Origin of the sequence: Escherichia sp. 93.0816, from assembly GCF_013368855.2 — a bacterium.
GTDB lineage: Bacteria > Pseudomonadota > Gammaproteobacteria > Enterobacterales > Enterobacteriaceae > Escherichia > Escherichia ruysiae.
Window position 1 is genome coordinate 119031 of sequence record NZ_JABWNC020000006.1, and the last position, 21299, is coordinate 140329.

A 21299-nucleotide genomic window follows, 5' to 3' on the forward strand; every position below is an offset into this window, starting at 1 on the left:
AAAACGGTATGGCGGAAATTGGTATTTTTGTGGGCACCATGTACGGAAACTCGCTGTTAGTGGCGGAAGAGGCGGAAGCAATTTTGACCGCGCAGGGTCACAAAGCAACGGTGTTTGAAGATCCAGAATTAAGCGACTGGATGCCCTATCAGGACAAGTACGTTCTGGTGGTTACGTCCACGACCGGGCAAGGCGACCTTCCTGACAGCATTGTGCCGCTTTTTCAGGGAATCAAAGATAGTCTCGGTTTTCAGCCGAATCTGCGTTATGGCGTGATTGCGCTCGGCGACAGTAGCTATGTGAATTTCTGCAACGGTGGCAAACAGTTCGATGCGTTGTTGCAGGAACAGAGTGCGCAGCGGATAGGGGAAATGCTGCTGATTGACGCCAGTGAGCACCCGGAACCTGAAACGGAATCAAACCCGTGGGTCGAACAGTGGGGCACGCTGTTGTCCTGACAAATTGCCGTTTTAAGCAAACTGAATCGAATCCTTTCAGGCAAATGCCAGTAAAAACTCGCAAATGTGACGGTTTTTTACTGGCGTTTGCCTGGAGTCAAGCGATCCATTTCATACTCTTCTTTATTTCTCCGTTATAACCCTTCCTTTCTTGTTCTTGTTTTCATTTCCGTGAAGTTGATTCCACCGTCCAGGGCTAATGCCAAAATCGAGCCTCATTGAACGCATTAATGTTGTGTTGTTGCACGGTGAGCCGCTATGGCGCGCTTTTTATACTGCTGATGCCAGATATAAACACGCGCCGCATTCGGCGAACGACCTATAAAAACGGCAAAAACACCCTACGTCACCTCTGATTTCCTGGCGGTATTGCAGTCCAGAGTGAGCGTGGCTAACGCGAATTTTCAGGAGTGCAACAATGAGTTCTTTAAGTCAGGCTGCGAGTAGTGTGGAAAAACGCACTAATGCTCGTTACTGGATAGTGGTGATGTTGTTTATCGTCACATCCTTCAACTACGGCGACCGCGCTACGCTCTCTATCGCCGGTTCGGAAATGGCCAAAGATATCGGCCTTGATCCAGTGGGAATGGGCTATGTGTTCTCTGCTTTCTCATGGGCTTATGTAATAGGACAGATCCCAGGCGGCTGGTTGCTGGATCGCTTTGGTTCAAAACGCGTCTACTTCTGGTCGATTTTTATCTGGTCGATGTTTACCTTGCTGCAAGGCTTTGTCGATATCTTTAGTGGATTCGGCATTATTGTTGCCCTGTTTACGCTGCGCTTCCTGGTCGGGCTTGCTGAAGCGCCATCTTTCCCCGGCAACAGTCGCATTGTAGCGGCCTGGTTTCCGGCGCAGGAAAGGGGAACGGCGGTGTCGATTTTTAACTCCGCACAATACTTTGCGACGGTTATCTTCGCGCCGATTATGGGCTGGCTGACTCATGAAGTGGGCTGGTCACACGTTTTCTTCTTTATGGGCGGTCTGGGCATTGTCATCAGTTTTATCTGGTTGAAAGTCATCCACGAGCCAAATCAACATCCGGGCGTAAATCAGAAAGAGCTGGACTACATTGCTGCGGGCGGTGCGCTTATCAATATGGATCAGCAAAACACCAAAATTAAAGTGCCGTTCAGCGTGAAGTGGGGGCAAATCAAACAGTTGCTAGGTTCGCGGATGATGATCGGCGTTTATATTGGTCAGTATTGTATCAACGCTATGACTTACTTCTTTATCACCTGGTTTCCGGTTTATCTGGTGCAGGCGCGTGGGATGTCGATTTTGAAAGCGGGGTTTGTTGCGTCTGTTCCGGCGGTTTGCGGTTTTATCGGCGGTGTGCTGGGTGGGATTATTTCCGACTGGCTGATGCGTCGCACGGGGTCGCTGAACATTGCGCGTAAAACGCCGATCGTGATGGGCATGTTGCTGTCGATGGTGATGGTGTTCTGTAACTACGTCAATGTTGAGTGGATGATCATCGGCTTTATGGCGCTGGCCTTTTTCGGTAAGGGCATCGGGGCGCTGGGTTGGGCTGTAATGGCAGATACCGCGCCAAAAGAGATCAGCGGTCTTTCCGGTGGCCTGTTCAACATGTTCGGTAACATTTCTGGCATCGTCACACCTATCGCAATTGGTTATATCGTTGGCACGACGGGCTCCTTTAATGGGGCGCTGATTTACGTTGGGGTTCATGCCTTAATCGCGGTACTGAGCTATCTGGTGCTGGTGGGTGATATCAAGCGTATTGAGCTGAAACCTGTCGCGGGTAAATAAGATGATAACCCCGATTTCAAACATCCCGGCTCCTGAATTTCTGACCGTAAACGTCCCGTTTTCGGCCGTCATTGATTCTGAATAAGGACATAAACATGAGTTCTCAATTTACGACGCCCGTTGTTACTGAAATGCAGGTAATTCCGGTTGCGGGTCACGACAGTATGCTGATGAACCTGAGTGGCGCACACGCGCCGTTCTTCACGCGTAATATTGTGATCATCAAAGATAACTCCGGTCACACCGGCGTAGGGGAAATTCCCGGCGGCGAGAAAATCCGTAAAACGCTGGAAGATGCGATTCCGCTGGTGGTGGGTAAAACTCTCGGCGAGTACAAAAACGTTCTGACGCTGGTGCGTAACACGTTTGCCGATCGTGATGCTGGCGGGCGTGGTTTGCAGACTTTTGACCTGCGTACCACGATTCATGTGGTGACTGGAATTGAAGCGGCAATGCTGGATCTGCTGGGGCAGCATCTGGGGGTTAACGTGGCGTCGCTGCTGGGCGATGGTCAACAGCGTAGCGAAGTCGAAATGCTGGGCTATCTGTTCTTTGTGGGTAATCGCAACGCTACACCGCTGGCGTATCAAAGCCAGCCGGATGACTCATGCGACTGGTATCACCTGCGTCACGAAGAAGCGATGACGCCGGATGCAGTGGTGCGCCTGGCGGAGGCAGCATATGAAAAATATGGCTTTAATGATTTCAAACTGAAGGGCGGTGTACTGGCCGGGGAAGAAGAAGCCGAATCTATCGTGGCACTGGCGAAACGCTTCCCGCAGGCGCGTATTACCCTCGATCCTAACGGTGCCTGGTCGCTGAACGAAGCGATTAAAATTGGTAAATACCTGAAAGGTTCGCTGGCTTATGCAGAAGATCCGTGCGGTGCGGAGCAAGGTTTCTCCGAGCGTGAAGTGATGGCTGAGTTCCGTCGCGCAACTGGCCTGCCAACCGCAACCAACATGATCGCCACCGACTGGCGGCAGATGGGCCATACGCTCTCCCTGCAATCAGTCGATATCCCGCTGGCGGACCCGCATTTCTGGACGATGCAAGGTTCAGTGCGAGTGGCGCAGATGTGCCATGAATTTGGCCTGACCTGGGGTTCACACTCCAACAACCACTTCGATATTTCCCTGGCGATGTTTACCCATGTTGCAGCCGCTGCACCGGGTAAAATCACCGCTATTGATACGCACTGGATCTGGCAGGAAGGTAATCAGCGCCTGACCAAAGAACCGTTTGAGATCAAAGGCGGTTTGGTACAGGTGCCGGAGAAACCGGGGTTAGGTGTAGAAATCGATATGGATCAGGTGATGAAAGCGCACGAGTTGTATCAGAAACATGGGCTTGGCGCGCGTGACGATGCGATGGGAATGCAGTACCTGATCCCAGGCTGGACGTTCGATAACAAGCGTCCTTGCATGGTGCGTTAAGACAGATAACAAAAACCGGCTCTGTCTGGAGCCGGTTTTTACTCGATAAAATATTAATTATCCGAGAATTTTGCTGGCTTCGCGCGCCACATTATCCATCTCGTCTAACAGTTCCAGTAGCTCCGGCTCCAGATCTTCTTCTTTAGTACCGCTGCGTAGCTGTTGTTCGATGAGCTGGCAGAGATTCTTCATACGTGGTACGCCGCTATAGCCGCAACTGCCATGTAGTTTATGAATCAAATCAACCAGACCTTCCGGGTTTTCTCCAACCAGTTGTTCCTCAACTTTGTTGCGAACTTCTGGCAGGAAATCGAGCAACATTTGCAGCATATCGCGCGCCAGATCGGTTTTTCCTGCGGCCTGTCGCAGTGCCAGTTGCCAGTCGAGAGTCGCATTCTGGTTCACCACAATTTCGTTCACTTCTGGCGTTACGACGCGAGAGGAAATACCGCTGCCAGGCTTGTAGCGCAACAGCAAATTATGCAATCGCTCTTCCTCAATCGGTTTCGCCAGATAATCGCTCATTCCCGCGCCAAGCAGTTTCTCTTTTTGCCCTGCCATCGCATGTGCCGTTACCGCGATAACCGGCGTTTGCTGCTGATGTGGGTGCTGGTGGATGAGTTCGCACGCCCGAATGCCGTCCATGTCCGGCATTTGAATATCCATTAAGATCAAATCGAACGGCATCTGTTTCGCGCGTTCAACCGCCTGATGCCCGCTATCGCAAAGCTCCACATGTTGCACCATATCTTCCAGCAACGCGCCGATAAGTTTCAGGTTCGCGGGGTTATCATCAACCGCCATGACTGTCATTGCCAGCTTACTTTCATCGGTAACAGGCAAAAGCGTGTTTTGTTTTTGATGACAAAATTCCGTCAGGGCAGGCAACAGGCGCGTAGGTGTTAAGGGTTTCAGCAGACACGCGCCGATACCATCTTGCTTGAGTTTTTCGGCATTGACCTGTGCATGACAAGGAAGCGCCAGCATCAGGAAATCGGTCATCGACACCGCTTGCGCCAACCGCTCATGTTGCATCGTCAGCGGCTCGCGGAAGGTCACCGCAATCCCTAACAACATCATGTCGTAATGCGCGGGAGGCAGCGCGGAGAAGGTTGGGCTATAAACCACTTCCAGCGGTGTTTCACTTAAAATATCCAGCGTACATTGCGCTGCTGCGGAGTTCGGTTCGACATAGGCCAGACGCTTACCGGCGAGGCACTGGGTGGATGGCCCTTCGATGATAATATTCGGGTTCAGATCGAGATTAATGTGGAACCAGAAGGTAGAACCGCGATTCGGCTGGCTATGGAACGAAATATCGCCGCCCATTTCATTAACCAGTTTCTGTGTGATCACCAGCCCCAACCCGGTGCCACCATGACGGCGGGAAATACTGGCATCAGCCTGTCTGAAGGCCTGGAATAAGCGCGATTGATCGCGTTCAGGAATACCAATGCCGGTATCACGAATCTGCACTTCAATCTGCACCTTGGTATTACTCAGCGCACGTTTTTCTACCAGAATATCAATGTTGCCATTCTCGGTGAATTTAATCGCATTCCCCACCAGGTTAGTGATGATTTGCTGTAAACGCAGTGGGTCGCCAATTACGTTATCGGGCACGTCGCTCTTAATATTGAGCGTTAATTCCAGCCCTTTATCGTGAGAAGAATGTGCCAGCAGGGTAACGACTTCATCCAGCGTGCTACGCAATGGGAACGGAATACTTTCCAGAATCAGCTTGCCCGCTTCTAGTTTCGAGAAGTCGAGAACATCATTAATAATTGCCAGCAAATTATTTGCCGAGCGTTCAATGGTATTCAGGTGATCGCGCTGCGTTGGTGTTAATTCTGTTTTCAGTGTCAGGCGGGTAAAGCCAATAACGCCATTCAACGGTGTACGCAGCTCGTGTGACATATTTGCCAGAAACTCGGACTTAATACGCGCCGCTTCCTGGGCGCGCTTTTTCGCCAGATCCAACTCAACGTTCTGAATTTCCATCTGCTCCAGCGTTTCCCGCAGATCGGAGGTCGCCTGGTCGATATTGTGCTGCATCTCTTCGTGATAAGCAGCCAGTGACATTGCCATCGAGTTGATACCGTTTTTCAGCATATCCAGCTCGCCGAGCATAAATCCTTCCACCCGGCTGTCGAGTTGCCCACGACGGATGCGGTCGACGGTATTCACCATGTTACGAATTGGGCCGGTTACATCGCGCATTAAGCGCCAGCCAAAAATAAGCGCAATACCGATACAAAACAGCATCATCACGCTGGAAATAAAGATCTCTTTATATTGCTGCAAGCGAACTGATTTGAGATCCAGCTCAAGCGCAATATATCCCAGCATATTCTGGCTATTTTTGGCATCGCTACTGGGCGATTCGTCGGGGGAATAACTCTCGGAAATAATCGGTGTGCGCAGGATCATAATATCGCCGTCACGTACAACAGTGAGCTGGCGAGGAAACGGCACGTTGCTGCCGAGCTGCATTGATGAAGGATCAAGATGAAAATTGGAGGTGACAAAAAGTCGGTTATTTTCATCATAAACCGAAATCGCGCGAACAATATCGGAATGGCGACGATGCAGTACGCTTATTAACTGACCGATAGATTCGCGATTTTGCAGGCTCATGCCATATTCAGTAGAAACGGCAAGTGGCTCAATAATGCTGGCACCGGCATCTTCCAGTTGACGCTGCAAGTCGTTATAGCGGTGTACGACGAAAAAGATACTCAGCAATAAACCAATAAGGACGGTCGGTGCCAGGATCAGAATCATCATGCGTGCGCGCAGGCTGTAGTTGGTCATGGAGTTCCGTTATGGGACAATTAAGGTCACACTGTTAAATTGAGAAAGTCTCGCCAATGGCGCAATTCTACTCTGCAAAACGACGCACGACGACGCGTCAGATCATAACCGTTTCAGTCAACGACCTCGACTCTTTTGGTCAGGGCGTGGCGCGACATAACGGCAAAACGTTATTTATCCCCGGGCTATTGCCGCAGGAAAACGCGGAAGTGACTGTTACTGAAGATAAAAAACAGTATGCCCGCGCTAAAGTCGTAAGGCGGTTAAGCGACAGCCCGGAACGCGAAACGCCACGCTGCCCTCATTTTGGCGTATGCGGTGGCTGTCAGCAACAACACGCCAGCGTGGATTTACAGCAGCGCAGCAAAAGTGCGGCGCTCGCCCGGTTAATGAAACACGACGTCTCTGAAGTGATCGCCGACGTCCCCTGGGGCTATCGGCGCCGTGCGCGTTTAAGTCTGAACTTTCAGCCGAAAACACAACAGCTCCAGATGGGATTTCGCAAAGCGGGTTCCAGTGACATTGTTGATGTTAAACAATGCCCTGTTTTAGTGCCCCAACTTGAAGCATTGCTGCCCAAAGTCAGAGCATGTCTGACGAGCTTACAGGGAATGCGCCACCTTGGGCATGTTGAACTGGTGCAGGCAACCAGCGGCACGCTGATGATTTTGCGCCATACCGCACCGCTAAGTTCGGCAGATCGCGAAAAACTGGAACGCTTTTCGCATTCTGAAGGCCTGGATCTGTATCTCGCCCCCGATAGTGAGATACTCGAAACGGTCTCTGGTGAGATGCCCTGGTATGACTCAAACGGGTTGCGCTTAACTTTTAGCCCGCGTGATTTTATTCAGGTCAACGCGGGCGTGAACCAGAAAATGGTGGCGCGCGCGCTGGAGTGGCTGGATGTGCAACCTGACGAGCGCGTGCTGGATCTGTTCTGCGGCATGGGCAATTTTACGCTGCCGTTAGCCACTCGTGCGGCAAACGTGGTGGGCGTAGAAGGTGTTCCGGCACTGGTGGAAAAAGGCCAGCAGAATGCGCGTCTTAATGGCTTACAAAATGTGACGTTTTATCACGAAAATCTTGAAGAAGATGTCACAAAGCAGCCGTGGGCGAAAAGCGGCTTCGATAAAGTGTTGCTGGACCCGGCGCGAGCAGGTGCCGCAGGTGTTATGCAACAAATTATAAAACTGGAACCCATTCGTATAGTTTATGTATCCTGTAACCCTGCAACGCTGGCTCGGGATAGCGAAGCGTTATTAAAAGCAGGATATACCATTGCGCGACTGGCGATGCTGGATATGTTCCCACACACGGGACATCTGGAATCGATGGTACTTTTCTCGCGCGTTAAATAGTTGCGATTTGCTGATTTCGGCAGGTCTGGTCCCTAAAGGAGAGGACGATGGTTGCGGTAAGAAGTGCACATATCAATAAGGCTGGTGAATTTGATCCGCAAAAATGGATCGCAAGTCTGGGTATTACCAGCCAGAAGTCGTGTGAGTGCTTAGCCGAAACCTGGGCGTATTGTCTGCAGCAGACGCAGGGGCATCCGGATGCCAGTCTGCTATTGTGGCGTGGTGTTGAGATGGTGGAGATCCTCTCGACATTAAGTATGGACATTGACACGCTGCGGGCGGCGCTGCTGTTCCCTCTGGCGGATGCCAACGTCGTCAGCGAAGATGTGCTGCGTGAGAGCGTCGGTAAGTCGGTCGTCAACCTTATTCACGGCGTGCGAGATATGGCGGCGATCCGCCAGCTGAAAGCGACGCATACCGATTCTGTTTCCTCTGAACAGGTCGATAACGTTCGCCGGATGTTATTGGCGATGGTCGATGATTTCCGCTGTGTGGTCATCAAACTGGCTGAGCGTATTGCTCATCTGCGCGAAGTGAAAGACGCGCCGGAAGATGAACGCGTACTGGCAGCAAAAGAGTGCACCAATATCTATGCGCCGCTGGCGAACCGTCTCGGGATCGGGCAACTGAAATGGGAACTGGAAGATTACTGCTTCCGTTATCTCCACCCGACCGAATACAAACGCATTGCAAAACTGCTGCATGAGCGCCGTCTCGACCGCGAACACTACATTGAAGAGTTTGTCGGTCATCTGCGCGCTGAGATGAAAGCTGAAGGCGTTAAAGCTGAAGTGTATGGCCGCCCGAAACACATCTACAGCATCTGGCGCAAAATGCAGAAAAAGAACCTTGCCTTTGACGAGCTGTTTGATGTCCGTGCAGTACGTATCGTCGCCGAGCGTTTACAGGACTGCTACGCCGCGTTGGGGATAGTGCACACTCACTATCGCCACCTGCCGGATGAGTTCGACGATTACGTCGCTAACCCGAAACCAAACGGCTACCAGTCTATTCATACCGTGGTGCTTGGGCCGGGCGGCAAAACCGTTGAGATCCAAATCCGCACCAAACAGATGCATGAAGATGCTGAGTTGGGCGTTGCTGCGCACTGGAAATATAAAGAGGGCGCGGCTGCTGGCGGCGCGCGTTCGGGACATGAAGACCGGATTGCCTGGCTGCGTAAACTGATTGCGTGGCAGGAAGAGATGGCCGATTCCGGCGAAATGCTCGATGAAGTACGCAGCCAGGTCTTTGACGACCGGGTGTACGTCTTTACGCCGAAAGGTGATGTGGTTGATTTACCTGCGGGCTCAACGCCGCTGGACTTCGCGTACCACATCCACAGTGATGTCGGGCACCGCTGCATCGGGGCAAAAATTGGCGGGCGTATCGTGCCGTTCACCTACCAGTTGCAGATGGGCGACCAGATCGAAATTATCACCCAGAAACAGCCGAACCCCAGCCGTGACTGGTTAAACCCAAACCTCGGCTACGTCACAACCAGCCGTGGGCGTTCGAAAATTCACGCCTGGTTCCGTAAACAGGATCGTGACAAAAACATTCTGGCAGGACGGCAAATCCTTGACGACGAGCTGGAACATCTGGGGATCAGCCTGAAAGAAGCAGAAAAACATCTGCTGCCGCGTTACAACTTCAATGATGTCGACGAGTTGCTGGCGGCGATTGGTGGCGGGGATATCCGTCTCAATCAGATGGTCAACTTCCTGCAATCGCAATTTAATAAGCCGAGTGCCGAAGAGCAGGACGCCGCCGCGCTGAAGCAGCTTCAGCAAAAAAGCTACACACCGCAAAACCGCAGTAAAGATAACGGTCGCGTGGTAGTCGAAGGTGTCGGCAACCTGATGCACCATATCGCGCGCTGCTGCCAGCCGATTCCTGGCGATGAGATTGTCGGCTTCATTACCCAGGGACGTGGTATCTCAGTACACCGCGCCGATTGCGAACAACTGGCGGAACTGCGCTCCCATGCGCCGGAACGCATTGTTGACGCTGTATGGGGCGAGAGCTACTCCGCCGGATATTCGCTGGTGGTTCGTGTGCTGGCGAATGATCGTAGCGGGTTGTTACGTGATATCACGACCATTCTCGCCAACGAGAAGGTGAACGTGCTTGGCGTTGCCAGCCGTAGCGATACCAAACAGCAACTGGCAACCATCGATATGACCATTGAGATTTATAACCTGCAGGTGCTGGGGCGCGTGCTGGGTAAGCTCAATCAGGTGCCGGACGTTATCGACGCGCGTCGGTTGCACGGGAGTTAATCTTACATAGCTGGATATGGCGTCAGCCGTATCCAGCGATATCTTTTACTCGAAGGTATTACACCTGACAGACCCGCAATTTTCAGGACATTCCAATGAATCAAATCGACCGTTTGCTCACTATTATGCAGCGTCTTCGCGACCCGGAAAACGGCTGCCCGTGGGATAAAGAGCAGACATTCGCCTCTATTGCACCTTATACCCTTGAAGAAACCTACGAAGTGCTGGATGCCATTGCCCGCGAAGACTTTGACGATCTGCGCGGTGAACTTGGCGATCTATTGTTCCAGGTGGTGTTTTACGCGCAAATGGCCCAGGAAGAAGGGCGCTTTGACTTTAATGATATTTGCGCTGCAATCAGCGATAAATTAGAGCGTCGACATCCACATGTTTTTGCTGACAGTTCTGCCGAAAACAGCAGTGAAGTGCTCGTCCGTTGGGAGCAAATCAAAACCGAAGAACGCGCGCAGAAAGCGCAGCATTCGGCGCTGGACGATATTCCTCGTAGTTTACCGGCCTTAATGCGTGCGCAAAAAATCCAGAAACGTTGTGCCAACGTTGGCTTCGACTGGACGACGCTTGGCCCGGTAGTCGATAAAGTCTACGAAGAGATCGACGAGGTGATGTACGAGGCGCGGCAGGCTGTTGTCGACCAGGCTAAACTGGAGGAGGAAATGGGTGACCTGTTGTTTGCCACGGTCAATCTGGCTCGCCATTTAGGGACAAAAGCGGAAATTGCATTGCAAAAAGCCAACGAAAAATTCGAGCGTCGTTTTCGCGAAGTGGAGCGTATTGTTGCCGCGCGTGGACTGGAAATGACAGGTGTTGACCTCGAAACAATGGAAGAAGTCTGGCAACAGGTAAAACGGCAGGAAATTGATCTCTAAGGGAATTACGCGGTCAAGCGCGATTTGTGTCATTTTTTAAATGACAAGCGATTGATTTGCGTCAAAAACATTTACCCCAAAGGGGCTATTTTCTCACTCCTGATTTCAATAGTGCGCTGGCGAAGAGGAGGGATAATGAAAGTTTGTGGCACAGGTCATGTTCGGGTATACTGCTTTCCCGTCCTGGTTATTCCATCGTCTTTTCAACCTAACTTCTCAGGTTCAGCATGACAACGAACTATATTTTTGTGACCGGCGGGGTCGTATCCTCTCTGGGTAAAGGCATTGCCGCAGCCTCCCTCGCAGCCATTCTTGAAGCCCGTGGCCTCAATGTGACCATCATGAAACTGGATCCGTACATCAACGTCGATCCAGGTACTATGAGCCCAATCCAACACGGGGAAGTGTTCGTTACTGAAGACGGCGCTGAAACCGACCTGGACCTGGGGCACTACGAGCGTTTCATTCGTACCAAAATGAGCCGCCGTAACAACTTTACCACGGGTCGTATCTACTCTGACGTTCTGCGTAAAGAACGCCGTGGCGACTATCTGGGCGCAACCGTACAGGTTATCCCGCACATTACTAACGCTATCAAAGAACGCGTTCTTGCTGGTGGCGAAGGCCACGACGTGGTTCTGGTAGAAATCGGCGGTACTGTAGGTGATATTGAATCCCTGCCGTTCCTCGAAGCGATTCGCCAGTTGGCTGTTGAAATTGGCCGCGAACATACTCTGTTTATGCACCTGACGCTGGTGCCGTACATGGCAGCGTCTGGTGAAGTCAAAACCAAACCGACTCAGCACTCTGTAAAAGAGCTGCTCTCTATCGGTATCCAGCCTGACATCCTGATTTGTCGTTCAGATCGCGCCGTACCGGCAAACGAACGTGCGAAGATTGCATTGTTCTGTAATGTTCCGGAAAAAGCGGTTATTTCTCTGAAAGACGTCGATTCCATCTATAAAATTCCGGGCCTGTTGAAATCTCAGGGGCTGGACGATTATATTTGTAAACGATTCAGCTTGAACTGCCCGGAAGCGGATCTGTCCGAATGGGAACAGGTTATCTTTGAAGAAGCGAATCCGGTGAGTGAAGTCACCATCGGTATGGTCGGTAAGTACATTGAACTGCCGGACGCTTATAAATCCGTGATTGAAGCACTGAAACACGGCGGGCTGAAAAATCGTGTCAGCGTCAACATCAAACTGATCGATTCACAAGATGTTGAAACGCGCGGTGTTGAAATCCTTAAAGGTCTGGACGCGATCCTCGTACCTGGCGGTTTCGGCTATCGTGGCGTAGAAGGCATGATTACTACCGCGCGCTTTGCGCGTGAGAACAATATTCCTTATCTGGGCATTTGCCTGGGTATGCAGGTGGCGTTAATTGATTACGCTCGCCATGTTGCCAACATGGAGAACGCCAACTCTACGGAATTTGTGCCAGACTGTAAGTACCCGGTTGTGGCGCTGATTACCGAGTGGCGCGATGAAAACGGCAACGTTGAAGTTCGTAGCGAGAAGAGCGATCTCGGCGGAACCATGCGTCTCGGCGCACAGCAGTGCCAGTTGGTTGACGATAGCCTGGTTCGCCAGCTGTACAATGCGCCGACAATTGTTGAGCGTCATCGTCACCGTTACGAAGTCAACAACATGCTGTTGAAACAGATTGAAGATGCAGGTCTGCGCGTTGCGGGCCGTTCCGGGGATGATCAGTTGGTCGAGATCATCGAAGTTCCGAATCACCCGTGGTTCGTGGCTTGTCAGTTCCATCCGGAGTTTACTTCTACTCCACGTGATGGCCACCCGCTGTTTGCCGGCTTTGTGAAAGCCGCCAGCGAGTTCCAGAAACGTCAGGCGAAGTAAGTAAAAAAGTTAGAACGGCAACGCGTACCCAGGGTACGCGTTGTTTGTCTGGAGTTTTAGTTTAACTAGTGACTTGAGGAAACCCTAATGTCCAAAATCGTAAAAATCATCGGTCGTGAAATCATCGACTCCCGTGGTAACCCGACTGTTGAAGCCGAAGTACACCTGGAGGGTGGTTTCGTCGGTATGGCAGCTGCTCCGTCAGGTGCTTCTACTGGTTCCCGTGAAGCACTGGAACTGCGCGATGGCGACAAATCCCGTTTCCTGGGCAAAGGCGTAACCAAAGCTGTTGCAGCGGTTAACGGCCCGATCGCTCAGGCGCTGATTGGCAAAGATGCCAAAGATCAGGCTGGCATTGACAAGATCATGATCGACCTGGACGGCACCGAAAACAAATCCAAATTCGGCGCGAACGCAATCCTGGCTGTATCTCTGGCTAACGCCAAAGCTGCTGCAGCTGCTAAAGGTATGCCGCTGTACGAGCACATCGCTGAACTGAACGGTACTCCGGGCAAATACTCCATGCCGGTTCCGATGATGAACATCATCAACGGTGGTGAGCACGCTGACAACAACGTTGATATCCAGGAATTCATGATTCAGCCGGTTGGCGCGAAAACTGTGAAAGAAGCCATCCGCATGGGTTCTGAAGTTTTCCATCACCTGGCAAAAGTTCTGAAAGCGAAAGGCATGAACACTGCTGTTGGTGACGAAGGTGGCTATGCGCCGAACCTGGGTTCCAACGCTGAAGCTCTGGCTGTAATCGCTGAAGCTGTTAAAGCTGCTGGTTATGAACTGGGCAAAGACATCACTCTGGCGATGGACTGCGCAGCTTCTGAATTCTACAAAGACGGTAAATACGTTCTGGCTGGCGAAGGCAACAAAGCTTTCACCTCTGAAGAATTCACTCACTTCCTGGAAGAACTGACCAAACAGTACCCGATCGTTTCTATCGAAGACGGTCTGGACGAATCTGACTGGGACGGTTTCGCATACCAGACCAAAGTACTGGGCGACAAAATCCAGCTGGTTGGTGACGACCTGTTCGTAACCAACACCAAGATCCTGAAAGAAGGTATCGAAAAAGGTATCGCTAACTCCATCCTGATCAAATTCAACCAGATCGGTTCTCTGACCGAAACTCTGGCTGCAATCAAGATGGCGAAAGACGCTGGCTACACTGCAGTTATCTCTCACCGTTCTGGTGAAACTGAAGATGCTACCATCGCTGACCTGGCTGTTGGTACTGCTGCAGGCCAGATCAAAACTGGTTCTATGAGCCGTTCTGACCGCGTTGCTAAATACAACCAGCTGATTCGTATCGAAGAAGCTCTGGGCGAAAAAGCACCGTACAACGGTCGTAAAGAGATCAAAGGCCAGGCATAAGTCTGACTTTATCTGATTTAAAAAAGCCAGCCTTCGGGCTGGCATTTTTTATGGTTGAGTTACCAGCGGCCGGACGCGCCACCACCGCCAGAAGAACCGCCACCTCCGCTAAATCCGCCGCCACTTGAACCTCCACCGGAAGAGGATGAAGAAGAACCTTTTCTCGAAGCTCTTTCTTTACCGAGCTTCTTGTATTTGGCGCGTAACTTTTTATTCACCAGAAGCCAGAAGATAAGCAGCGGTACGATCGCAAAAGGCGTTAACATACCGCAGGCAACGATTAAATTCGTCCATGGTCCTGGCTCGGCAGCATAGAGGAATACCATCCCGTAAATTGCGGCAGTGAGGGCAATCCACGGTAGATTTGATGGATCGGTAAAAATAATAAAATACGAAAGTACAGCCAGTAAAATAATGACAGCAATCGATAATGGAATTGGAGTTTTGATACTGTAATGATTTCCGCTGCCTTCTGGCAATTCACCATTCAACAGAAGCGCGCCGATATTTTCGCTGGCCAGTGTTAACCCTCCCATAAGATCATCGTTTTTGAACGCGGGGATCAATATATCACTGATAATCTTTGCCGCTTGCAGGTCGGTAACAACGCCCTCCAGTCCATAGCCAACTTCAATACGGACGGTATGATCTTCCCAGGCGACCAGGAGTAAAATACCATCGTTACGCTGTGCATCGCCCAATTTCCAGCTATCAAAAACGCGTGTTGCATATTGTTCAATGGAATCTTCCCCAGTGGATGGCACCACTAATATAGCGACCTGCGCCCGCGTATTCTGTGCAATCTTCTGTAACTGCAGTGTCAGAGATTGTTGCTCAGGTGAACTTAATGTATCAGTAAGATCGGTCACCTGTTGGTGTAGTTCCGGTACAGCAATTTGCTGGGCAAACACAGGAACGCACCACAATATGAGTAGAAAAAAGATTAAGCGCATATTGATCACCAGCGTCCGGATGAACCGCCGCCTCCTGAAGATCCGCCCCCGCCACGAAAAGAATTTCTCGACGAAGAGCGAGAATGAGCAGCACGACTCCCCGTTTTTTTGTTATTTTTTGCACTGGAACCCAGTTTAAGATTGCCAGTAAATATAGCCACAATGATCAGCAGAACGATGCCAGCAATGGTTATTGGCCCGATAAAATAATCAGTCAGCCCGATAATTGTTGATATCAATGCCATATCTTTATTACTGGCGAAAACCAGGCACCATCCCACAACAATTATCAGCAGCACGACAAACAATGAATTTCGTCCTGACTTAGGATGTTGCAGAGGCGTATTTTGTTTTATTGCTTTGGTGTTTTTATTCTTTGGTGCCAGCATCATGGAGAATGCGTGGCTCATATGAAAAAACACCATCAGGCGCCGCCAGCATTTGGCAGTAAACAATAAACTTATGCATACGAAAGATATTCGCCGAATGATGACATCATCACGAAAGAAGCAAAACCAAACGACGGGGGTTGCCAGTGAAATAAGCCATATTACAGGTCCGGGATTATCGATGAAGCGCCAGACGGCGGCAATAATGGCGATCATCAGCAATGTCCAGGCAAGACATGGCAGTGAGCGTTGCGGATTAGCAAACAGATGATTGGCTAAAGCATCCAATGGACTAAGGTTCGCTTTGGTATGGGTAAACAGAGCTATGCCTTCAACTCCCTGCGTTAACCCGGCGAAGAGATTGTTTTTTTCAAACTCTGATTGCATACGGTAACGAACAATTTGCGAAGCTTGTTCTGGTGGCAACATTTCTTCCAGTCCATGTCCAATCTTCATTGACGCCCGCCCTTCCGGCCAAACGGCGAGAATTAAGATACCTTCGCCGTACCGCTTCTCTCCAACGGGTTTCCAGTGATATACCCCGTAGCTCTGCGAGGCTGCAAGTTTAATGTTTTTGCCCCCTGTGGTCGGCGCAACCAACACTGCCACCTGGAAGTGGTTTTGCTGCTCGAGAGTCTGTAATTGTTGAGTTAAAGCTGTTTGTTCTTCTGGCGTTAACGTCCCGGTCAAGTCCGTTACATATGGCACTTGTTCAGCGAATACAGGAAAACCGAATAGCGCCAGAATCAGGATAAAAATACGCATAGCAATTCCTTTCGTTACCAGCGCCCGGAAGCGCCACCGCCACCAGATGAACCGCCGCCACCGCTGAAATTGTCATTGTCGAAAGAAGAGGATGATGATGACGACGAATCTCTGTAGTTAGAATTGCTTCTGGTATGACGTGATGGCTGGTTGGCATTACGCATTGAATCACGCACTTTTCTGCCGAAAGGGGTAAAGGCGATGGCGACAGCCAGAAATGGTGTGGCGAAGCAGAGTAATGTTGCGAGCACTCCCCAGCTTCCGCTGAAACCGGCAATAGGTAAAACAAAGGCCAGTACAACAGCTGCGAAGCAAATCAATCCCAGCGTTTTGATATATCCCCTGGCGGAAATAAAGGTCAGTACTATCGTCCAGGCCAACAAAGCCCACCAACCGCTAAAGGGTAAAGGGTGATCGGTCGGTGTTATCGTTGCTACATTATCCCCTGTCAGATGACTTTCAATATCGCTGATTCCCTCTTGCAAGCCGCCAGCCAGGTCGCCATTTTTAAATGCTGGAATAATACTGTTGCGAATAATTTGTCCGGACTGTGCATCCGTAATAACGCCTTCCAGCCCGTAACCGATTTCAATACGCACGGTATGATCCTGCCAGGCGACTAACAGCAGAATGCCATCATCGCGGTCTTTATCACCTGGCTTCCAGCTATCGAATACCCGCGTTGCGTACTGTTCTATGGTTTCATCGCCTGTTGTTTCAACCACTAACACGACCAGCTGCGCCTGATTTTTTTGCGTCAGGGCTTTAATCTGGTTGGTCAGGGTGTTTACTTCGTTGTTCGTCAATGTGTCAGTTAAATCATTTACATACTTGGGTATTTCAGGTACTAGAATTTGCGTGGCAAACGCAGATGAACAGAAGAAAGCCATAAGAAAGATAAAATTTCGCATAGGGCTTCTCCGCTTAATGAGCATTAGTATTCTGGCTAAAATCTATTGCTGGGGCTTTACTTACTGCGGCGACATCATCTGGCAAATAATTTTTCTTCGGTGTGTAATCCATTACCTTTGCGGTTAATACAGCGGGGAATTTGCGGATGGTAACATTATATTGTTCAATGGCTTTAATATATCTTCCTCGCGCAACGGCAATTCGGTTTTCACTTCCTTCAAGTTGTACCATCAAATTTTGATAGAGTTCCTGAGCCTTTAATTCAGGATAACGCTCACTAATAATCGTTAGCTGACCGAGTGTACGTGTCAGCTGCGACTGAGCTTGCTGCCAGGTTTGTAATTTTTGCGCATCTCCCGGAGCTTGCTGAAGATCGCTGCTGGCGCGATTAGCCTGGCTACGCGCCAATGTTACGGCTTCCAACACTTCTTTTTCATGGCTGGAATAACCTTTAATACTAGCGACGAGATTAGGAATAAGGTCGGCGCGACGTTGATACTGATTCAGAACTTCTGACCAGGATGAATTAACCTGCTCGTCATAAGTTTGAATATCATTATATCCACAACCTGATAAATTGAAAATAAATATAATTACGATGAATGTTCTGAACATGTTTAAATCCCTTTAGTTTAATTCCTCAGGACATAATACGTCGTTTCATTATTTCCTTAATGATCTGATTCACCTTTTTATCTTAAACCCGCATGTAACAGAATGTTAATAAAGCATGAATATTGCGGTAGGATCTGCAATAATTAACAATTATCCACTTTACAGAGAATGCTATGCAGTACCCGATTAACGAGATGTTCCAGACCCTGCAAGGTGAGGGTTACTTTACCGGCGTCCCCGCCATTTTTATTCGTTTACAGGGATGCCCGGTCGGCTGTGCCTGGTGTGATACCAAACACACGTGGGAAAAACTTGAGGATCGGGAAGTTTCTCTTTTCAGCATTTTGGCGAAAACCAAAGAGAGTGATAAGTGGGGGGCAGCGAGCAGTGAAGACTTGCTCGCAGTCATCGGTCGTCAGGGATACACCGCGCGTCACGTGGTGATTACTGGTGGTGAGCCTTGTATTCATGATTTGCTGCCATTGACCGACCTGCTCGAAAAGAATGGTTTTAGCTGCCAGATCGAAACCAGCGGCACTCATGAAGTGCGTTGCACACCGAATACCTGGGTTACCGTGTCGCCAAAAATAAATATGCGTGGCGGTTATGAAGTGTTGTCTCAGGCACTGGAACGAGCCAATGAAATTAAACATCCTGTTGGACGCGTACGGGATATTGAAGCACTGGATGAATTATTGGCGACGCTGACCGATGATAAACCGCGAGTCATTGCCCTTCAGCCGATTAGCCAGAAGGATGATGCCACACGTTTGTGTATTGAAACCTGCATTGCGCGGAACTGGCGTTTGTCGATGCAAACGCATAAATATTTGAATATTGCCTGATTAAACATTTATAAGCGTTGAAAATGAGTGGAACCTGTAAATAACTCCACTCATTTATATTCTTTGTCGCCTCTGAAACTACTCCATTTTGCCCATCCTGGACTAATCATTACCATTCTCTACAAATTCTGTGGCGTTAATTTTTTGCTGGAGTGAAAATTATTACGGTGAAGTTTGGTAGATTTTAGCTTTTATAGATTCATTTTAAATATTTACCTTTTCAGTCAATGGATTAAGTGCTCTTTAACATAGTAGATGTGTTGTTTGTGTGTTCCTGTAAAGTTGGTAGATTGTGGCTGGCTTAAAAAATCATTAATTAATAATAGGTTATGCTTAGAGAGTTCCCCGCGTCAGCGGGGATAAACCGTTACGCACCAGAAAATACGTATAGTCCCCGCCGAGTTCCCCGCGTCAGCGGGGATAAACCGAATGTGTTGTTGGCCGCGCTGGTTGCCCCGCCGAGTTCCCCGCGTCAGCGGGGATAAACCGACGTGCCACCGGAAGAAAAAGCAGCGCAGGACGAGTTCCCCGCGTCAGCGGGGATAAACCGATCTGGCAGCAACGAAACGCCGCGTAACAGTCGAGTTCCCCGCGTCAGCGGGGATAAACCGACCAAAATAGCCGCTGGCATTCGCGCTGGCGTGAGTTCCCCGCGTCAGCGGGGATAAACCGCGAAGACGCAGCATATCCTGTTCATGAGACAGGAGTTCCCCGCGTCAGCGGGGATAAACCGATCCAGTTGGCAACTGATTGAGATGACCGGAAGAGTTCCCCGCGTCAGCGGGGATAAACCGTCGGCGGGGTCGACGGGGGTTGGTTTTTCGCCGAGTTCCCCGCGTCAGCGGGGATAAACCGCGCCCGTTAGTGTCCGCGTACAGAATTGGAGAGAGTTCCCCGCGCCAGCGGGGATAAACCGTTAACTAGCGCCAGTGTGCCTGTTGCTACTGTGAGTTCCCCGCGCCAGCGGGGATAAACCGGGAGGGTATAGTTAATTTCGTTGAGGGCTGCGGAGTTCCCCGCGTCAGCGGGGATAAACCTTTCAGTAGGGTTCAGCCCGGGCAGTTTCCCGCCCGGTATTCCTTACTTACGCATTCGACCAGCTCTGGATCGAATCCGCACTCCCCAGCTCACCATGCATCACTTCATACGATTTTTTCAAAATCACATCAGTGTGTTTGGTTAGGTCTTTGAAAATACCTTTATTCATCGCGTCGTAGCGTTTGGCATTGCACTCAACAGGCATAAAGATATCTTTCACGCGAACCATTTTGTCGATCGCCGTTGCGTAATCCGGATACAGACCCAGACCTACCGCTGTATTAATCGCCGCCCCCAAACTTGCACAGCCGTTAATGGCGTTACGCCGTGCCGGAAGGTTGAACACGTCGGCAAAAATTTGCATAAACAGATCGCTGTTTGAACCGCCGCCAGTAATGATCACATGTTTGGCAAAGTGATTCATTTCATTACACATATTGTCGTAATTATTCTTCAGCGTCAGCGCCACGCTTTCCAGAATCGAACGATAAATCCATGCGTAGTCCATGCTGGAATCAAAGCCGATCATAATCCCGCGTTTATACGGTTCCCATGGGTTGGTCAGCCAGTCCAGCACCGTCATCAGTCCGTTACAACCCGGTGGTACGCAAGACGCCTTTTTGTTGAGCAAATCCTCCGGCGACAGATTCTGCGCTCTGGCATCCTGAATTAGCGACTCGCCCAACATGTCGCGCAGCCAGCTCACCGTCCACATGCCTTTGCGAATACCGTAACCTTCATAAAGCAACGTTTGCGGAATAGAAGACATAATCGGCCAGTACGCTACCGGATCTTTCGGCAGTGCTTTGCCGTTCATCATCAACGCGATGTAGGTGCCTAATGAAATCACTGCCGTTTCATCGTCCAGTAACCCGGCACCTAGTGCTTCTACCGGTTTATCACTGGTGGTACACACAACCGGCAGCCCGGCCGGGAAATGTGTCGCCAGTGCAGCTTGTGGTGTGATATGCCCAAGCACGGTGCCCGGCATTTGAACATCAAACAGCATCTGGCGGGGGATATTAAACTTTTCCATTACCGCTGCATCTTCGCTCCATGCCCAGGTTTTATAATCCACTGGCCACTGACCAAAATAGTTAGCGATATTGTCTTTAAACTCGCCCGTTAAACGGTGCGTCAGATAACCCGAAAAAGAGGTGACATACGCCACGTCAGGATTGGTGTGCTCGTAGGGACGCGTTACGCGTGCATCCTGCCAGCTAATCAACGGCGCAGCTGGCGTGCCATCGGCTTTCAATAACGCACGGCAGCAACGGATTGATCCCAGACCAATGCCAACAATATCTTCTTTATTCCCGGCAAACTGGCTCATCAAATCGTGACCGGCGAAGCATAATGATGCCCATAAATCATCGTCAGGATGTTCTGCGGTATCGGCATCCGGCGTGTGCATCGGCTGTAATAAGCCTTTCCCTTCACAAACTACGTTACCTTCCAGATCGTACATCACCACTTTTGTGCTCTGACTTCCGCCATCAATCCCTATGATGTATTTTTTCGACAT

The 21299-nt window shown here is 50.3% G+C and carries 15 protein-coding genes and 1 CRISPR repeat array; of the genes, 9 read left to right on the forward strand and 6 right to left on the reverse strand.

Going from position 1 to position 21299, the window contains the following annotated elements:
* The first annotated feature begins 8 nt into the window (after positions 1-8).
* From HEM79_RS09430 to gudD, 3 genes are all read left to right on the forward strand, one after another.
* Positions 9-458, forward strand: coding sequence for a flavodoxin (locus HEM79_RS09430; protein ID WP_176241698.1), 450 nt, complete (start codon positions 9-11; stop codon positions 456-458).
* Positions 459-876: 418 nt separating this feature from the next.
* Positions 877-2229, forward strand: coding sequence for a galactarate/glucarate/glycerate transporter GudP (gene gudP / locus HEM79_RS09435; RefSeq protein ID WP_000097075.1), 1353 nt, complete (start codon positions 877-879; stop codon positions 2227-2229).
* A gap of 95 nt (positions 2230-2324) precedes the next feature.
* Complete coding sequence (gene gudD, locus HEM79_RS09440; protein WP_176241697.1) at positions 2325-3665, forward strand: glucarate dehydratase; 1341 nt, start codon at positions 2325-2327, stop codon at positions 3663-3665.
* A 57-nt stretch (positions 3666-3722) separates the two neighbouring features.
* Here the strand turns inward: gudD and barA are convergent, their stop codons facing one another.
* On the reverse strand, positions 3723-6479 hold the full coding sequence (barA, locus tag HEM79_RS09445; RefSeq protein WP_176241696.1) for a two-component sensor histidine kinase BarA: 2757 nt from the start codon (positions 6477-6479) through the stop codon (positions 3723-3725).
* A 56-nt stretch (positions 6480-6535) separates the two neighbouring features.
* Between barA and rlmD the strand changes: the two genes are divergently transcribed.
* The 5 genes from rlmD to eno all read left to right on the forward strand — a co-directional run bounded on the left by rlmD (position 6536) and on the right by eno (position 14257).
* Entirely contained in the window at positions 6536-7837 is a 1302-nt protein-coding gene (gene rlmD / locus HEM79_RS09450) for a 23S rRNA (uracil(1939)-C(5))-methyltransferase RlmD (protein WP_176241695.1), read from the forward strand.
* A 47-nt stretch (positions 7838-7884) separates the two neighbouring features.
* Positions 7885-10119, forward strand: coding sequence for a GTP diphosphokinase (relA, locus tag HEM79_RS09455; protein ID WP_021551296.1), 2235 nt, complete (start codon positions 7885-7887; stop codon positions 10117-10119).
* Between the two features lie 95 nt (positions 10120-10214).
* Positions 10215-11006: a nucleoside triphosphate pyrophosphohydrolase gene (mazG, locus tag HEM79_RS09460; protein ID WP_001071627.1), complete on the forward strand. Its 792-nt coding sequence runs from the start codon at positions 10215-10217 to the stop codon at positions 11004-11006.
* Between the two features lie 227 nt (positions 11007-11233).
* Positions 11234-12871: a glutamine hydrolyzing CTP synthase gene (gene pyrG, locus HEM79_RS09465; protein ID WP_000210857.1), complete on the forward strand. Its 1638-nt coding sequence runs from the start codon at positions 11234-11236 to the stop codon at positions 12869-12871.
* 87 nt (positions 12872-12958) lie between these two features.
* The gene (gene eno, locus HEM79_RS09470) at positions 12959-14257 is read left to right on the forward strand and encodes a phosphopyruvate hydratase (protein ID WP_000036723.1); all 1299 of its coding nucleotides are present in this window, start codon (positions 12959-12961) and stop codon (positions 14255-14257) included.
* Between the two features lie 59 nt (positions 14258-14316).
* Here the strand turns inward: eno and HEM79_RS09475 are convergent, their stop codons facing one another.
* Genes HEM79_RS09475 through HEM79_RS09490 form a run of 4 tightly spaced genes read right to left on the reverse strand, consistent with a single transcriptional unit; the run spans position 14317 to position 17891 of the window.
* A complete protein-coding gene (locus HEM79_RS09475; protein ID WP_176241694.1) occupies positions 14317-15219 on the reverse strand; it encodes a TPM domain-containing protein in 903 nt (300 codons plus the stop codon).
* Positions 15216-16364, reverse strand: a complete 1149-nt coding sequence (locus HEM79_RS09480; RefSeq protein WP_176241693.1) for a TPM domain-containing protein — start codon at positions 16362-16364, stop codon at positions 15216-15218. Before HEM79_RS09480 ends, HEM79_RS09475 begins: the two co-directional genes overlap by 4 nt.
* A gap of 14 nt (positions 16365-16378) precedes the next feature.
* Positions 16379-17275, reverse strand: a complete 897-nt coding sequence (locus HEM79_RS09485) for a TPM domain-containing protein (protein ID WP_176241692.1) — start codon at positions 17273-17275, stop codon at positions 16379-16381.
* A 13-nt stretch (positions 17276-17288) separates the two neighbouring features.
* Complete coding sequence (locus HEM79_RS09490; RefSeq protein ID WP_176241691.1) at positions 17289-17891, reverse strand: LemA family protein; 603 nt, start codon at positions 17889-17891, stop codon at positions 17289-17291.
* A 173-nt stretch (positions 17892-18064) separates the two neighbouring features.
* Here HEM79_RS09490 and queE point away from each other — a divergent pair, with 173 nt between their 5' ends.
* Positions 18065-18736 (forward strand): 7-carboxy-7-deazaguanine synthase QueE, encoded by a 672-nt coding sequence (gene queE / locus HEM79_RS09495; RefSeq protein WP_001199968.1) that lies wholly within the window; start codon positions 18065-18067, stop codon positions 18734-18736.
* Between the two features lie 338 nt (positions 18737-19074).
* A CRISPR array of direct repeats spans positions 19075-19774; the repeat unit is 29 nt; unit sequence GAGTTCCCCGCGTCAGCGGGGATAAACCG.
* A 46-nt stretch (positions 19775-19820) separates the two neighbouring features.
* On the opposite strand, the gene HEM79_RS09500 is transcribed toward queE, so the two are convergent.
* Positions 19821-21299 (reverse strand): FGGY-family carbohydrate kinase, encoded by a 1479-nt coding sequence (locus HEM79_RS09500; protein ID WP_176241690.1) that lies wholly within the window; start codon positions 21297-21299, stop codon positions 19821-19823.

Excerpts from the sequence above, each read along its gene's own strand:
- HEM79_RS09430 (WP_176241698.1), top strand. The coding sequence starts at position 9 with ATGGCGGAAATTGGTATTTTTGTGGGCACCATGTACGGAAACTCGCTG.
- gudP (WP_000097075.1), top strand. The coding sequence starts at position 877 with ATGAGTTCTTTAAGTCAGGCTGCGAGTAGTGTGGAAAAACGCACTAAT.
- gudD (WP_176241697.1), top strand. The coding sequence starts at position 2,325 with ATGAGTTCTCAATTTACGACGCCCGTTGTTACTGAAATGCAGGTAATT.
- barA (WP_176241696.1), bottom strand. The coding sequence starts at position 6,479 with ATGACCAACTACAGCCTGCGCGCACGCATGATGATTCTGATCCTGGCA.
- rlmD (WP_176241695.1), top strand. The coding sequence starts at position 6,536 with ATGGCGCAATTCTACTCTGCAAAACGACGCACGACGACGCGTCAGATC.
- relA (WP_021551296.1), top strand. The coding sequence starts at position 7,885 with ATGGTTGCGGTAAGAAGTGCACATATCAATAAGGCTGGTGAATTTGAT.
- mazG (WP_001071627.1), top strand. The coding sequence starts at position 10,215 with ATGAATCAAATCGACCGTTTGCTCACTATTATGCAGCGTCTTCGCGAC.
- pyrG (WP_000210857.1), top strand. The coding sequence starts at position 11,234 with ATGACAACGAACTATATTTTTGTGACCGGCGGGGTCGTATCCTCTCTG.
- eno (WP_000036723.1), top strand. The coding sequence starts at position 12,959 with ATGTCCAAAATCGTAAAAATCATCGGTCGTGAAATCATCGACTCCCGT.
- HEM79_RS09480 (WP_176241693.1), bottom strand. The coding sequence starts at position 16,364 with ATGCGTATTTTTATCCTGATTCTGGCGCTATTCGGTTTTCCTGTATTC.
- HEM79_RS09485 (WP_176241692.1), bottom strand. The coding sequence starts at position 17,275 with ATGCGAAATTTTATCTTTCTTATGGCTTTCTTCTGTTCATCTGCGTTT.
- HEM79_RS09490 (WP_176241691.1), bottom strand. The coding sequence starts at position 17,891 with ATGTTCAGAACATTCATCGTAATTATATTTATTTTCAATTTATCAGGT.
- queE (WP_001199968.1), top strand. The coding sequence starts at position 18,065 with ATGCAGTACCCGATTAACGAGATGTTCCAGACCCTGCAAGGTGAGGGT.
- HEM79_RS09500 (WP_176241690.1), bottom strand. The coding sequence starts at position 21,299 with ATGTCGAAAAAATACATCATAGGGATTGATGGCGGAAGTCAGAGCACA.